Source organism: Colwellia sp. E2M01 (assembly GCF_018860585.1).
GTDB lineage: Bacteria > Pseudomonadota > Gammaproteobacteria > Enterobacterales > Alteromonadaceae > Colwellia.
Window position 1 is genome coordinate 1 of record NZ_JAHKPR010000016.1, and the last position, 17,123, is coordinate 17,123.

The following is a 17,123-nucleotide window of genomic DNA, read 5'->3' on the forward strand; positions in this document are numbered from 1 at the left end:
TAAATTTAACGATGTTAGTGTGCATCGAACAAGCTCCCAAGGGCGAGTTTAAAAGGCTTATATGCAGTGTTATTAATTTTGACAAGGGAACAACCATTCTCTTCAATCAATGCCTTGCCTCTAAGCCTTTTAATTCTCGCTGAGTGGGAAAGAACTTAATCAAATTGGTATTACTACAATCTATAATATTCTTTCTATACCTAGCTAAAGCAAGTTAACTAACTTAAATTAAACAGTGGAGATCAGTTCAATGCAATTATTTAGTCGATTAATTGTTATATTGTCAGCGTTTGCTATGACAGCGTGTGTGACAACCAGCGATCCACTTCCTTCATGGAATGATGGTCAGACAAAAACAAACATTGTTACTTTTGTAAAACAAGTAACCGATAAAAACTCCCCAAATTTTGTACCAGCAGCAGAGCGAATAGCAACCTTTGATAACGACGGTACATTATGGAGTGAACAACCTTATTATTTTCAATTAGCTTTTGTTTTTTATCAAATAAAAAACATGGCTGATAAACACCCTGAGTGGAAAACAACTGAGCCTTATAAAAGTGTGTTAGCTAACGATATAAAAGGTGTAATGTCTTCAGGTGAAAAAGGCTTAATGCAATTACTTGCGGCTTCTCATGCCAATATGACGGCAAGCGAATTTGCACAAGCAGTGACCGATTGGAGCATGACTGATACGCACCCAATCAGCGGCAAACCATATACCTCAATGGTATATCAACCAATGTTAGAATTATTAACATATTTACGCGCTAACGACTTTAAAACTTTTATTGTTTCTGGTGGTGGTATCGAGTTTATGCGCGCATTTACCGAAGACGTATACGGTATTCCACCTGAGCAAGTTATTGGTAGTAGCCTTGAATCACATTTTGAAATGCGTGATGGTGTGCCAACTATCATTAAAGATGCCAAGCTTCGCTTTAACGACGACAAAGAAGCTAAACCTATTGGGATTTACCGCCATATTGGTCGTCGCCCGATTTTAGCCGCAGGTAACTCTGATGGTGATGTAGCTATGTTGCAATACACAACCATTAACCCTAGTAAAGAAGATACCAGCCTACGTCTTGGTTTGATGGTTCATCATACTGACGAAAAGCATGAATGGGCTTACGATAGAGACTCAAAAATAGGCAAGTTTGATAAAGGCATTGAGGAAGCAGCCAAACAAGGTTGGACAATGATTGATATGAAGAATGACTGGAAAGTTATTTATCCAACAGTGAAGTAATATATTCAGCAATAAAGTAATCAAGTTTATTGTCTACAGCTAACCGCTCAATGTAATAATGCAAATTGATTTTAAAAGGCTGCTAAAGAAATTTAGCAGCCTTTTTTATATTCGTTGTCAAACCAAGTCCGTTAAATTATTGCTTTCCTGCCTAGATTAAAATAATTAAATACTGTGTTGCTTTCAACTACAAAAGCTAGCTATTGCTCAATAAATCGCCTTATCTTTAGTTATTTCTCAGTATATCAGGCCCCCTTTATCTCATTTTTATATCTTGTTAACGTATGTTCCGTAATCATTTCATTTTCATCTCATACATCATTCTTGATAACGCGTTTACATAGAGTTGTCCGCTTAAGTATCTCATTATGTTATCAACAAGCGACCAAGATATATCGCATAAAAGCGCCAAAAAATGATGTTTTAACCTGATGGCGTAAGTCAAATATACTTCAATCACATAAACAAGTTAATAGAGATACACAAAAACCAACACTAAAAAATGGCAAACTAATTTGGGTTGATGGGGTTAAGACTGCTGATGATAGTGAAATTATTACGACAATAGAGCAACCTTTCAAAAAAGATGGCGGCCTAAAAGTGCTTTCTGGCATATCGGCGTATCCGTTATAAAAATATCTTCACTGCCTGTTAGTAACTGTATTATTGAAGCGCCCGCAATAGTATTTGAAGATCAACATGAGATAGAAGTTGCTTTTAAAAATGGCGAGTTAGATAAGGATTTTATTGCCGTTGTTAAGTTTCAAGGGCCCAAAGCACGAGGAATGCCTGAGCTACATAAGCTTATACCACCATTGGCTGTACTGCAAGACAAAGGATATAAGGTAGCATTGGTGACAGACGGACGAATGTCAGGCGCATCAGGTAATGTACCTGCGCCCATTCATTTATCACCCGAAACACTTTATGGCGGCATTATTGCAAAAATTAACAATGGTGATTTAATTAATTTAAATTGTGAAATAGGCCACTTAACCTTATTAGTTGATGAACAAGTACTTGCTAAAAGATCAAGCGCTCAATCCCCTTTAGAGCAGCATCACGTTGGCATGGGACGAGTGCTTTTCGGTTTTATGCGTAACAATCTAAGATCGGCAGATACCGGTGCTTGTTCTCTATTTAAAAAATAGAACAATGCGCAAGTCTTTAAATATTGAAAATGAGAGTGTTAACATGACTAATGATTTACCTATAAAACCAACTACGGTCAATATTGTTGCCGACATTGGCGGCACCAACTTACGAATTGGTACAGTAAGTACATCAGGCGAGGTAGAGAGCTTAGAGGTTTATCGATGTGCTGACTATCAAGGCTTAGCCGATATCATTCAACATTATGTTAGTGCGCAAAATTTATCTGGTAAGTGTTTAAATGCTTGCCTTGCTATTGCCTGTCCTGCTGACAATGATGAAATAAAAATGACTAATTTACCGTGGAAATTTAGTCAGTCTGCACTAAAAAGCACATTACAGCTCAATACTTTGTATATGATTAATGACTATACTGCCATTGCTCATGCTGCGCCCTTTTTAAATGACAAGCAAAAAGTAAAAATTGGTGCTGGTATGACAGTGCCTCAAAAACCTATTTCTATATGTGGCCCAGGCACAGGGTTAGGTGTTTCCAATGTTGTTTTTCACAATCAGCAGTGTATTACCATTTCTGGCGAAGGTGGTCATGTTGATTTTGCACCAACAAACAGCACAGAGGCAGCAATATTAAACTTCCTGCTCACTAAATATCAGCATGTATCCTATGAACAATTATTGTCAGGCCTGGGTATAGAGCAAATTTACCAAGCAATATCACACATCAAGCAACAGCCTGTACAATCATATACCGCCGCTAAAATATCAGAAAAAGCTATTGATCGCAGCTGCGATATTTGCCATCAAACCTTACTGCAATTTTGTAAAATATTGGGCGCTTTTGCGGGGAATTTATCTTTAACCTTTGGCAGCTTCGGAGGCGTTTATATAGCAGGTGGAATAGTACCTCGCTTTATCGAATTCCTGCAGAACAGTGAATTTAGACAAGCATTTGAAGCAAAAGGACGTTTTGCAGGCTTTAATCAAAAGATACCAACCTATGTTATTACTGAAGAGCAACCGGGTATTTTAGGTGCTGCGGCGTATTTACGGCAGCAAATAAGCCATTAACACTTGCGTTGATAAACTAAAGCTAAGTAATATCTAGTTATTTACAAAGAATTCTGCAAATAATATTGTTTATTAATCAGCCTTAGCACTACTCACTTAAAAGCGTTACCTTCCAACATGTTTATCATTATCTGAATTAACTTTTCTATACTCACTCGGCGATACGCCAACTAATCGATTAAAAAAACGATGAAATGACGATTTATTATTAAAGCCAGACATTAATAAAATATCTAAGATATTTTTATTTTTCATTGTGCTGTCTTTGAGTAAACTTTTGGCTTCTTCAATGCGGTGGTAATTAATAAATTCAAAAAAACTGGTGTTTAATTTTTTATTTAATATGTATGAAACATCTTTAGCTGAAACCGCTATTTTTTTAGAAAATTCTTCAATATTTATATTTGGTTCAAGATGAATTTTTTCTTCAATAATAATCTTATTAATTTTGTTAATAATTTTCTCACACTCAATTGCTTTATCATTATTTTTTTTAATAAAGGGCTGACAGGTTAGCATTTTATGACTATGAAATAGGCTATAAATAAAAAGAGAGTTAATCAAAAAGAAGATAATATAATTATACATTTTGCCTATATTATCGGCAAAAATACCGCCCCATAAGTCAGCAACCACCACCACAATAAAAGACCAACTCCAACAAAGAATAAAACAAAAAGATATGATGGTTAACCAGTTAATTTCTACCGTAGAAAAAGTGGAGTAATTAGCCTTAAGCTGAGCATAATAGCGTCGTACAGAAAACAATGAAAATAAAGCATATCCCATAGATACTGTAGTAACAAAATACCACATGACAGTAGATATATAGGACTTTTGCAGAGTTACTTCGGAGTACATTTTTAAATCTTGGGTCGTTGCTGAATTTAAAAAAACAATAAAAAGCCCTACCGCCATAGGGATAAAGTGCAAACTATCAGATATTTTTATACGGTATTGGGTTTGTGTTATTGAGTAAACATACAATAAGAATAAAGGGCCTCTGGTTAAGTGGCCAATAACAAACAGGTAGGGAAGTAAATACTGACGAACGCCTGTAGAGATAGGAACGAGTTCATTCCATATTAATAATTTAGTTAAAATCTCTATTACAATAGCAAGCAGAAAAGCACCAAAAATAAAACGCTGTAAACCTTGGCTTTTATCTAAAAAGAATCGGTAAAATGCCAAAATTAAGCATTCAATGATGGTGATGATGAAACAAATATCGTTTAAATTAAAAATACGTGCGTCTATTACTGACATAGTTAACCCTTTAATTATCAATCCCTTATAAAAAATCAGAATTAAGTAGTCCAACGAGGAGTTCTAACAGTAAAACGCTGTTTCAACCCAGGTTAGATTAATGCGATACCAGGCTTATCAAATATAGCATGAACGGAGTATTCCTCCCCATTCACGCTAACTTATACATCAAAGGGATTAAATATACTTATAACGCTTCTAAGAAGTTAAGTAAGTTAGTTCGATGTTCATCTGTTAATGCTTTATAATTATTCGTTGATGTTAACGCTTCACTACCATTGGTACCATGCCAAAGAATAGCTTCTTCAATAGTGCGTGCTCTACCATCATGTAAGTATGTGCCGCCAGGGGCTTCGTTACAAACATCATCACCTTCAGCGCCCGTTGGGTTTATTACGCCATTGGTTACACACATTGACAAACCTAATCCCCAAAGTGGTGTAGTACGCCATTCTCGGCCACTAACCGTACCTTCGGCTAAGTTATCAGCCAAGCCATCCCCCATGTCGTGCACCAATAAATCGGTATAAGGTTGAATTGCTTGGTCTCGCACTTCAACTAACGGATGATATTCGCTTGTTTGGAATGATGGCGTATGACATTCAGCACAACCTGTGTCTATAAAGACTTGTTTACCTGCTTTAATTGACGTATTTTCAACGCCTGATTCCATGCCACGTTGTGCACGTACTGCAAGGGCTTGCACATAATACACAAGATTATCTAGGTTGGTATCGTCTAATGCTTGCGCAGCAGAGTTACAGTTAGTTTGATTACTACCACAATCAAGCTCAGGTAAAAGTGACGTTTTAACACCCATATCGGTATTTAATGCGCCTGCCACTTGATGTTCAACGCTGACAGTACCTGCTTTCCAGCCAAAACGACCGATACGCGTAAGGTTTGGTTCTTTAGGGTCGCTCACTAAGTTTACTCGACCAGAAACGCCATTAATACTCTCTGACTGCGCTAGCTCTAATGCAAAAATATCTGCCTCACTAATAGCTTCAAGCAAGCCTAAACCTACTAACCTTGGTGAAATACGAGCAGAGAACGTTGCTGGCTGTCCGCTTTCAAAAGCATAGGTTGGCGTGCGCAAACCTTCTTTGGATTCTGTCCACTGGGCAATAGATACTGTGCCCTCACCGCTACCACTTCCATTTGTACTGCCATTTTCACTAGCATTGCTCGGCTGTATTACCCGTCCACGCTCTGCGTCAGGCGCACCTGTTTCATCGCCCACTTTAAATATCCAGCGATCTAGTGGAACCCCAATGGCTTCAACACTTGAGCCGCCATTACGAACATGACAACCCGAACAGCTTTCGTTGACATGATGAGCGCCGATTAAACCCGTAACGTCTTCAAATTCACCGTTATCGTCAAACTCATCGTGTAGTCCATCATTAAATGATGAGTGAAATACGCGGCGACCTTCTAAGAATTTTTGCGATTTGTCATAGTCAATATTCAAGGCCATTTGCATAAAGTAATTGTCTGGCTCGTCGGTATATTGATATGGCGCGGTTGTATCGCCACCTAAACGGTATTCTTCAGGTAGTTCTCGGCTATCTTCTTGGAAATGCTCGTAATATTGAACGAACTCTCCAGGATTTTCTAAATACCAAGGAACAATACCTTTACCAGCAACATATAAAAATGTTGAACCGTAATAGTTTGTTTGCCCTGTTATCGCAACACCGTCTACTTCTCCACTAAACTGGCTAATTTCAAACTCCATTAAATCGCCAACCTCAATCGCTGGAGAGTCGTAAGAAAAATTACCTAGCGCGGTATCTCCTGCTGTACTTAGGTTTGACGGTGATTTTCGTGGGTTAAAAGTAACCGTTTTGGTGTAATGATAATATGTGCCGTCAAAGCCATTTTCATCACCTCGACTGGTATCTATTTCCATTAAGGAGTTGTCAATGTAGTCAGCGAGTGTGCCCCATCCCATATACCAAATACGACCTTCACGCTGCGTTGATATAGGCCAAACAGTGCGTACATTTAACGTTATACCCTCGCCTCCCATTGCTACGCGGTCAATGATTTCAATGCTTGAAGAGCGATGTTCAAAGTAATGGGCGATATAATGATCATAAGATTGAAATGCACTTTCTTTGGCGTGACGAGTACGCGGGCGATCACCAAAACGCGTGATTAATGCTTCTGTTGTGTACTCTTGATAAACGCCGTCTAAGGCGGTTGAAGTATCGAACAACGCTGTAACATCATCAGAAGAAAGTACAGGGCACCCTGAAATGCTTACTACTTCACCTGCAGGCGTGTCAACGCATTGGTCAATACGATCAATAACACCGTCATTATCTAAATCGCCCGTGTCGTCAGTTAAGCTAAGTTGTAACCAGTTAATATTAAAAGCACCATTAAGCACGTTAAGGCGCAGTGTATAAATACCTTGCTGTACTGTAATTTTGCCTACGTTATGGGTTTCATAGCTTTGCCAACTACCAGTGCTGTCTACCGTGTCAGTAGCGAATACATTACCATCTAACGCGAGTTCATAACTTGCGCCGCCTCGAGATGAAGCTACGCGTGTACTAATATTATAAATACCTGCACCTAAGGTTACGCTGTACTCTAACCATTCATCGGCAGCCGTCCAACCAACATTGTAAGTGCCGTTAATGTCGCCTGTTATTTGAATATCAACATCATCAGAGCGGTATTCACCACCAGTATTACCAATAGTGCTATCGTAAAAATCGGTATAGTCTTCGGCTTCTAGCAATAATTGGCTAGTAACCAGTACAATACAACCTGTTGAGTCTACCACTGTGTCTGCTGGGGTATCAGCACAGAGGTCAATGTCATCATTAATACCGTCATTATCTGTATCTGGCACTGCTGCGGCTGTTAACTCAAGGTTAAGCCAATTAATGTTAAAGTTACCACTATCAGCGGTAAGTGTGAGTATATGTTGATTATCAGTTACGGTAATAGAGCCAAGCGTTTGAGTTTCAAACGCTTGCCAACCATTCGTAGAAACAGAGCTGCTTGCAATGGTTAGGCCGTCAATACTTAGGGTGTAATCACCACTGGCAGCTGACGCAACGCGTGTATTTACTTCATAAGTACCTGCGTCCAATTCAAGTGTATATTCAAGAGTTTCTCCGCTTTCTATCCAGCCAACGTTATATCCGCCGCCTGTGTCTGAGGTGGTTTCAATATCAACAGCATCTGTGCGGTATTGACCGCCAAGATTATTGTCTGAGGTGTCAGAAAACCCTGTGTAATCTTCTGCTTGAATTAATACGCTAGCAGCGGTAGTAGCAGATACTTGAGTACTAGCTAACAAGAGTGTTCCTGTTAAGCAGCTAAAAAGGAGGTTGAATGTTTTTTTATTTAATTTTATTTTTTTCATTCGAGTTATTCCTACATTGATACTTTTTTATTTTTTCTCTGTACTGTGTACCTCTACATCAGTAATCCCATAAAAAAGTGAATGGTTTGAGAGTTAAATTTACAACTAAAGCACTTATTATCCTTATTAAGATGTTGATAAATGTATTGAAGTGTAAGTAACTACCATCCTTTTTTATCGAAAAGAATGGCAGCCGCCTTAATTAATAATTAGCGAAATTTATTGGCTAGCACCACTAACAGTATGCGTTGCCCAAGCCGAATCTCTAACCGTGCCATCATTATCTTGATAGGTATAGAAATACGTGATTACATCGCCAGCAGATACATTTTCTAAAGCGTATGTATTACCACTGCCTGTCAGGAGCATGCGTAAATTTTGTTGTCCACCGTCATTCAATTTATAGTGAACATCAGCCCAACCCGTTACGTTGACAAAAAACTCAACACTGCTGTCAGACGTTTCAGTTACACCGTGTACTTCAACCGCAATAACTTCACAGCCTGTTTCGTCTACGATTGTGCCTGCACTGGTATCTAAACATTGGTCAACATCATCAAGCACACCATCGTTATCTGCATCTACAACACTTGCATCAATAAGTTCAAGGTTTAACCAGTTGATGTTGAAATTGCCACTATCTACTGTAATGGTAAGTGTATGTTCACCGGCATCAACCGTTACCTCACCCAGTTCATGGGTTTCATAAACCTGCCATGCATTAGTAGCTACGGTATCATTGTTGATTGTGACGCCATCAACACTTAGGGTGTATGTACCCGTTCTATTCGAGGCTACGCGGGTAGAAATAGCATAGGTTCCTGCGCCAAGTTCAAGGGCATATTCAAGCATTTCTCCGCTTTCAATCCAGCCAACGTTATAACCGCCATCGGTGTCTGACGTGGCTTGAATATCAACCGCATCGCTGCGGTATTCGCCGCCAATATTATTTGACGTGGTGTCAGTGAAGTTAGTGTAGTCTTCTGCTTGTATTAGTTCGCTTTTGGCAACAATTAAAGGACAACCGTTATCATCAACCAAGCTACCGATAATTGTGTTTGGACATAAATCATCGTCATCGTTAACACCATCATTATCGGTATCAACAACGGTAAGGATTTCACAGCCATTATTATCAACTACAGCACCCGCAGGTGTATTTGCACAGTTATCTAATATGTCAGCAACACCATCACCATCTGAATCAGTAACAATCACTTCACCGCCACCTGTCCAGACAATATTATCTATCGCCATTTCAAAAGGAGCTATAGGTAAGGCACCATCGACACTAGCAATATAAAACATGCCTTCAAGTGACTGTAAGGCGATTAAGGTACCACGCATATCTGCAACAGGAATAGTTGCTGTTGCCCACTCACCATCACGAACTAACCCATAAGTTGTAGTATTTGCAGGAAAATCTAGCCAGTTTTGGTTGCTGTAGGTGTCTTCAATACCCACTTTAAAAGCCACATCAGCTGGAATTTTAATATCAAAGCTTATTTCGCCATTTTCAGCAAAGTTACTCATGTCACGTGCTTGTCGAGTATTAATACTACCACCAAACCATTCGTTTGAACCTGTGTAACTCCACGCAATAACATTTTCGCCTTCATTGGCAGCAATAGTGCCATCTTCTACGGTAGCTGTATTCCATACATAAATGTCTGAAGTTTGCCCTGCTTCTAGCTTATTATCGGTTGGTGTTACATCAGTAAACACACCAAAAGTACCCGCTTCAGGAACTGTTTGATCACCAATAAATACTTCACCTTGACCGTCTAATTCGTAAACACGTACGTAATCTATGTACATTTTGGCAGGTGTTGTTGCAGTAACTTGATCATTGGTTGCCGCATCAGTAAAGTTTCCACCAACCGCTAAGTTAAGTAGTAAATAGAAAGGGGCTTGAAATTCATCAGACTCGGCTGAAATAGTAAAAGGGGCGTCGAACATATCATATTCCACGCCATTGTCTTCTACCGTGAATCGAATCTCAGTCTCGGTCCAGTAGGTGCGATATGTTACAAAACGGTTTGTTAATGGTGTGTCTGAAAGGTGGGCATTGTCATTTTGCCAAGCAATACTTGCTGCACACGTTGGGTTGCCATCGCTACAGGCAGCATCAGTATAAAAAATAAGATTAGAGCCTGTGTAGTTATTTATTTCTGCATCGGGGAAACCAGCATCGGTGCGTGATTGCACACTTTGCCCCATTTCCATCATGTCAATTTCGCCTTTGGCTGGCCAACTTTGTGTTGTTGTACCTAGCATCCAAGCAGCGGGCCATAAGCCAATACCTACGTCAGGTATTTGTAAGCGAACTTCAATCATACCGTATTGAACGGAGATTTTATTACTACTTTGTACTTTGCCTGAGGTAAAAGCATAGCCATTGCTATCTTCTGAAATAGCTTCTAGAACAAGAGCTTTATTACCTATTTCTCCGGGTACATCTAGCACGTAGGCATTGCTTTCGCTGTACCATTGCAGTTCGGCGTTACCCCAACCACATAAACCTTGGTCGCAACCATCACCAACATCAACTGTCCAATTTTGTGTATCTAAGGTATTAAAGTTGTCTTCCCATAACAACGCTCCCACTTCGGCATTAGCTTGAGTACTCGCTAACAAGAGTAAACCGGTCATACAACCTAATCGAATTTTAGATAATTTTTTATGGGGTAACATCTCGTTGTAATTTGTATTTTTCATACTAACAATCTCTCTATAATTTTTGTTTTTATTTACACCTAATACCGTAAGCTAATAAACAGAGTCAGCTAGGTAATTAGATATTGGAACCACCTTGTTAATGTCAATTTTTAAGAAAAGTAAGTCGTCACTCTTTTACTTTTTTATCAGTAAAGCGTAGAAATAAAGAGTGACGCTATTTTATACCACTGATTTAATTAGCATTAATATGAAAGTTTTTTTTCAAAAAATTTAAATTATTTCATGTTTTTTTATATTAAAAATTAGAGTAATAAACTTATTTTTTCCTAAAAATCGGTAACTTGCGTTGATAGGTAACATAAGTAAGCTGTAATGTTTTTTAGTGGTTCATAGTAAATATCATTGAAGGTGAAATTTATGCTCAAACCAAGGCCAAGTATTAGCTACTTGACCTTAGTTGATATTATTTTTCATTCTCGATTAGTGATTGGTAAAAGTCATTCAACACAAACCACGCTTGTTTCTTTACACCACTTTCTGACAAGAGCCCTTTCCTATTCCAGAAGTCTTGAATATTTTTTAACGGTCTACGTGGTGAACGAAAATCTTTTAGGATCCAAGGACTAACACCTTGAATACCCGGAATATTCATTACCATTGCTAAATTGTACTTATATAAATCAGCTTGATACTCTTCTGTCCAACGCTCACCTTTAGCACCATGTTTACCTGAGAGTGCGCCTGCGCCAAACTCACTTACTACTACGGGCTTGTTATGCGGGTTTTGCCAAACAATATCTGCACACTTTTCAGATACCGAGTAATACCAACCGCAGTAATGATTAATACCAATAACGTCTACTGCTTCAATTAATGGGTCATCAATAACAACCCCATCTTTCGAGCTGCTATGAGTGTCCATTGCTGCCGTATACAAACGGTTATTGTCTAGTTCTCTCGCTTTGCTAATAAGCTTGGTTAAGAATGATAAACGACTGTCAGAGTTAGGCGTTTCATTAGCAACTGACCATAAAATAATGGAGGCACGGTTCATATCACGACGCAGCATTTCAACTAACTGTGTTTCTGCTTTTGTATAAACCTCTGCGTTATCAAACATTACTGTCCAATAAACAGGAATTTCAGACCACACCATTAAGCCAAGTTCATCAGCTATTCTTAACATGTTTTCATTATGCGGGTAATGCGCTAAGCGTACAAAATTACAACCTAACTCTTTTGCCCAAGTAAGTAATATTCTCGCGTCAGCTTCACTCCATGCTCGCCCATTCGTTAATGGCGATTCTTCATGTAGGCTAATACCACGTAAAAACAAAGGCTGACCATTTAATAATATTTCATCTTGCTTGGTGTTTATGGTTCTAAAGCCAATTTTGTCTTTAATCACCTCACCGTTGTAGGCAATATTTACTTGGTATAACTTAGGGTTATTTGGCGACCATAATTCAGGCGCTGCTTTAAAGCTAAATATCGCTTTACCTTGGCTATTCGCTTTAATTTGTTGAGTAATTCCTAATTCAGGAATACTTATTTCAACGTTAAGCTTATTACTTTTATCGTCTTTAGAACCGGCTAACCAAATTTCTCCTTGAATGGTATTAGTTGATTCGTTGTTTAACGCTACTTTGTAATTAGCAACATAGCTTTTAGGTAATGTTAGTATACTAACTTCACGGGTAATGCCGCCGTAATTCCACCAGTCGGTATTTACCGTAGGAACTTGGTTTCGCTCTCGTCGGTTGTCTACTTTCAAGGTGATAAAATTATCTCCATTTTGTAGGTGCTGACTTATGTCAAATTGGAAACTAGTAAAGCCACCTTCATGACTCCCTACTTTATTACCATTTACATACACAATAGCTTGGTAGTTAACCGCGCCAAAATTAACGATATAACGCTTATCGGTTTTCTTCTTTATTTGGAAGTTTTTGTGGTACCAAATTGTGCCTTCGTAAAACATTAACTCTTGCTTTTGAGTATTCCAATCACCTGGTACTTGCAGTGTTTCTGCTGCGTCAAAATTATACTCAATCAAGTCATCAGGCTTTGTCATTTTCTTGTTTTTGAAGTAACCCTGATCATAAGGCTCGTATCTATGGTTGTAATAACCATTTTCATACGGGTCAATAATATATGACCATGCACCATTTAAGCTTAATGAGTTTCTACTGGAAACATTTTGGATATACGCATTAACATGCATTAACGAGTACTCACTATTAACGTTATCGTTATCGTTAATAATATAAGCAGTATTACTGCTGTTGCTTGCATTGCTAGCGGCGTAGCTAATGCTTATAACGCTGAAGCAAAGATACAAGATCGCTAAACGCGTAGTAAGAGTTTTCATTGTTTCACCTTTTTAATTTTGGATTAATAGCGATGTGAAACCCCACTGAAACATTTATTGTAGCAGTGGAGCTTGATTGAAGATTACTGACAAGTAATATGCGTTGAGATGTCGTTATTTTTTTTCTTAAACGACACATTACTCACCGATACAGTAAGTGGCCCTTTTGAAGTTAATTGAAAAGGGGTAATGGTTTGTTCAAACTTCATGCCTTTTTCAGAAAAACATGCTAAGTCTACAGAAACATCTTGCCATGTATTAATTGGTAATTTGGCAAGGTGCTTCTGTAAATCCATATCAGCATTACAGCTACCTACAGGATCACCTAAGCGTTCGCAATTCATTGATAATGACACAGCTGAAGTCACTGGCTCATCTAGTTTAATACTAAAGTGCAACGAGAGTTTCTGTTCAACAATACTTGACAAATCTTCACTAAAATTACCAAAACTTGTGAATCGAATACCAGCGCCATTTCCAGTACTTCTCTCTGCTTGCATTTTGCCAATGCTCACTTTAAACGCATCTTCTTGGATCTGCTTATCAATGGTGCGATAACTAACACCACTAATAGACTGACTACTTGAATTAATGTGTTCATCACCTTCACTTGATGTTAAATACAATCGCCAAGGTTTAACCGTTTGACCATTAAAAATATGTTTGGCGTCATTAGCATTAACTTGAGCAACATAAATGTCATTTAGTTCATCGCTTAAGGTGTCTTTGTCTGAATATGTTAAGCCGTAACCATAAGCAAATAAAGGCTGTTCTTGGTTCACCAAGTTGTCGCCTTTATTCACATGTTGGTAGGCATTGTTTGGCCAAGAAAATGATAACTTTCCGTTAAAGTCATTTTGCTTAGTTTCATCAGCATTATTTAACAGTACATCAGCAATAGCACTGCCTTCAGAGCCAGGTAACCAAGCGGCGACAAACGCGTCACTGGCATTTAATTCAGCATTTACCCACAACGGTCTGCCGCTTAAGAATACTGAAACCACAGGTATACCTTGTGCTTTCAATTTTCTAAGTAACGCTAAATCTGATTTAGTCGACTTCTGATAAGCTAAATTAACAATATCGCCATGACCTTCTGCATAAGGGTCTTCACCGAAAACAACAATGGCAACATCAGGTTTTTCATCGTACTCAGCTGTAACACTTAATTGAACAGAGCCACCAGCAGCAGTTATTTGCTCAGCGAAACCATCATAAATTGAACTACCACCAGGGAATTCAGAGTTCACGTTATTAGTACCTTGCCAAGTAATTGTCCAACCGCCTGATTGTTTACCAATATTATCAGCACCATCGCCTGCAATTAAGAATGATTGCTTAGGTGATAACGGTAAAATGTTATTTTTGTTTTTAAGTAAAACTAATGATTCTCGCACTGCTTGTTTGGCAATATCTCTATGAGTTTTACTGCCAATGTGCTCGGTTTTATTGGAAAGAACTCTATTAGCTGGACTTGGTTTATCAAATAAACCCGCACGAACTTTTACTCGTAAAATACGCGTAACCGCATCGTCTATACGCGATAACTTTATTTCACCTGACTCAACTTGCTTAATGGTATTTGCCATTAACGGCTTCCAATCAGCGGTAGGTACCATAAAAATATCTAAGCCCGCATTTACCGACTGTGAACAACTGTCATTAGTACAGCCTGCAACTTGTCCGTGACCATTCCAGTCACCGACAACAAAACCGTCAAAGCCCATTTTTTCTTTTAGCACTTCAGTTAGCAGGTAATGACTACCGTGCAATTTTTTACCGTTCCAACTGTTGAATGATGCCATAACCGACTGTGCGCCAGCTGCTAAGCCGCCCATATAGCCTTGCGCATGAATATTAAATAAGTCGCTCTCGCTATCTATATTATTGCCTTGGTCATCACCATCAACGGTTCCCCCATCACCAATAAAGTGTTTAACGGTACTGATAACACGGCGATCACTAAGAAAGTCTTTATTTGCATCACCTTGTAATCCCTTAACAATGGCACTTGCATAGCTTTTCACAATAGCTGGATCTTCTGAATAGCTTTCATAAGTCCGCCCCCAGCGATCATCTCTAACAGTGGCAACTGTTGGCGCAAACACCCAATCAATACCTGTTACCATAACTTCGGTTGCTGTAGCCTCTGCAATTTGAGTAATTAACTCAGGGTTATTTGCTGCACCTAAACCAATATTATGCGGAAACAATGTCGCACCAATAACGTTGTTATGACCATGTACAGCATCGGTTCCCCACATGGTAGGGATAGTTGTTCCGTCAAGTGAATCATCAATAGAGGCTTGATACATTTGCTCAGCTAAATCAACCCAGTCTTGCGGTGTAGAGTGTTTGTTGTTATTTGGAAAAGCGCCGCCACCGTTAAGGTATGAGCCAAAACCATAACGGCGCATATCTGCAACCGTAATTTCTTTAATTTCAGGTTGTATCATTTGTGCTATTTTTTGCTCTAGCGTCATTTTTGATAAGAGAGCTTTAACTTGCGCTTCTAATTTAGGGTCTTTAACAACTTCTGATTGAACATAAGGCCAAAGTACTTCATTTGCTTTTGACTCTACATTAACTTCAGCATTCACATTGTCTGTAGTGTTAGCCGGTTCTGCTGTTGAGCTAGGTTCACCACAGCCAGATAAAGATACCGCAATAAAAGTCGCTAAAAAGGTAGGTTTAAATTTATGCATTGTTATCACCCTCGCTTAAAACTGGTTTGAAACCTTTAACGCCGTAATAAACAATAAATAGATAACATAAAATAGGTAAAATGAAAGCCTCCTGTAATCCTATCATGTCAGCCAAAACGCCTTGCAATAAGGGAACTATCGCACCACCGACAATAGCTAAACACAAGACACCTGCGCCGTGACTTGTTGCATCTCCTAACTTATTAATGGCTAAACTGAAAATAGTTGGGAACATAATAGAGTTGAATAAACCAACCGCTAATATTGCCCACATGGCTAATGCGCCTTCAGATAAAATAGCCACCGAAACTAAAATAATTGAACTGATACCGTTAATGTAAAGTACCTTATTAGCCGCTACTTTTTGCATTACTAAAGCACCAATAAAGCGGCCAACCATAGCGCCGCCCCAATAATAGGCGATGTAATGTGAAGCGGTGGCTTCATTCATGCCTGCTATTTTGGGGTCTGCTAAAAAGCTTACTAAGAAGCTACCAATGGCAACTTCTGCCCCCACATAAACAAAAATACCAATAGCACCAAGCTTTAAATGACTGAACTTTAACGCTTTAAGCGGTGATAATTGTACGTTTTCACTTTTACCTAAGTCAGGTAAATTCAGTCTTGTAAAAATAAAAGCCAATAAGATTAATGCGCCTGCAAGTATTATGTAGGGTGTTTGTACTGCAGAGCTGTCAATAACGTCCATATGCTCAGCGCCTTTAAACAATAACCAAGAGCCAAAAAATGGTGCAACTGTGGTACCTAATGAATTAAATGCTTGGGTCATAGTTAAGCGTGAAGAAGCCGTTTTACTTGGCCCCAAAGCACTAACATAAGGGTTTGCTGAAACTTGCAGCAAGGTAATACCTGATGCGAGTACAAATAATGCAAATAAAAATAGTCCGTACACTTCAGCATTTGCTGCGGGAATAAACAGTAAACAACCAACACTAGCAACGCCTAAGCCAGAAACAATACCGGTTTTATAACCTATTTTTCCAACAATAGCACCGGCAGGGATAGACACAATAAAGTAAGCACTAAAGAAACAAAATTGAATCAACATTGCTTGGGTATAATTTAAAGAAAACATGCCTTTTAAATAAGGAATTAAAATATCATTTAAACAGGTGATAAATCCCCACATGAAAAATAGCGAGGTTAATGAAATAAGAGCAAAGCGATTACTGCTATTTGTATTTGAATCATTAAATGATTCACTTACCGCAGAAGTTGTTGCATGTTCGGTAAATCCAGGAGAACTAGCCATGAGAGTTC

Annotated in this window: 9 protein-coding genes; 3 read left to right on the plus strand and 6 right to left on the minus strand. The window is 38.7% G+C overall.

What is annotated here, in order from left to right:
• Positions 1–250: 250 nt before the first annotated feature.
• From KO502_RS02645 to KO502_RS02655, 3 genes are all read left to right on the plus strand, one after another.
• Complete coding sequence (locus tag KO502_RS02645; RefSeq protein WP_216021016.1) at positions 251–1,252, plus strand: HAD family hydrolase; 1,002 nt, start codon at positions 251–253, stop codon at positions 1,250–1,252.
• Positions 1,253–1,932: 680 nt separating this feature from the next.
• A complete protein-coding gene (locus KO502_RS02650; protein ID WP_354668294.1) occupies positions 1,933–2,403 on the plus strand; it encodes a dihydroxy-acid dehydratase in 471 nt (156 codons plus the stop codon).
• Positions 2,404–2,407: 4 nt separating this feature from the next.
• Complete coding sequence (locus tag KO502_RS02655) at positions 2,408–3,433, plus strand: glucokinase (protein ID WP_252730464.1); 1,026 nt, start codon at positions 2,408–2,410, stop codon at positions 3,431–3,433.
• Between the two features lie 105 nt (positions 3,434–3,538).
• Here KO502_RS02655 and KO502_RS02660 read toward each other — a convergent pair whose 3' ends face one another.
• From KO502_RS02660 to KO502_RS02685, 6 genes are all read right to left on the minus strand, one after another.
• Positions 3,539–4,699, minus strand: coding sequence for a helix-turn-helix domain-containing protein (locus KO502_RS02660; protein ID WP_216021017.1), 1,161 nt, complete (start codon positions 4,697–4,699; stop codon positions 3,539–3,541).
• 187 nt (positions 4,700–4,886) lie between these two features.
• Complete coding sequence (locus KO502_RS02665) at positions 4,887–8,087, minus strand: di-heme oxidoredictase family protein (RefSeq protein WP_216021018.1); 3,201 nt, start codon at positions 8,085–8,087, stop codon at positions 4,887–4,889.
• A 219-nt stretch (positions 8,088–8,306) separates the two neighbouring features.
• Positions 8,307–10,805, minus strand: a complete 2,499-nt coding sequence (locus KO502_RS02670; RefSeq protein ID WP_252730465.1) for a carbohydrate-binding domain-containing protein — start codon at positions 10,803–10,805, stop codon at positions 8,307–8,309.
• A gap of 424 nt (positions 10,806–11,229) precedes the next feature.
• Complete coding sequence (locus KO502_RS02675; protein ID WP_252730466.1) at positions 11,230–13,137, minus strand: glycoside hydrolase family 2 TIM barrel-domain containing protein; 1,908 nt, start codon at positions 13,135–13,137, stop codon at positions 11,230–11,232.
• Positions 13,138–13,220: 83 nt separating this feature from the next.
• Positions 13,221–15,842, minus strand: coding sequence for an exo 1,3/1,4-beta-D-glucan glucohydrolase (locus KO502_RS02680; protein WP_216021019.1), 2,622 nt, complete (start codon positions 15,840–15,842; stop codon positions 13,221–13,223).
• On the minus strand, positions 15,835–17,115 hold the full coding sequence (locus KO502_RS02685) for a sugar MFS transporter (RefSeq protein ID WP_216021020.1): 1,281 nt from the start codon (positions 17,113–17,115) through the stop codon (positions 15,835–15,837). The genes KO502_RS02680 and KO502_RS02685 overlap by 8 nt, the downstream gene beginning before the upstream one ends.
• Positions 17,116–17,123: the final 8 nt, after the last annotated feature.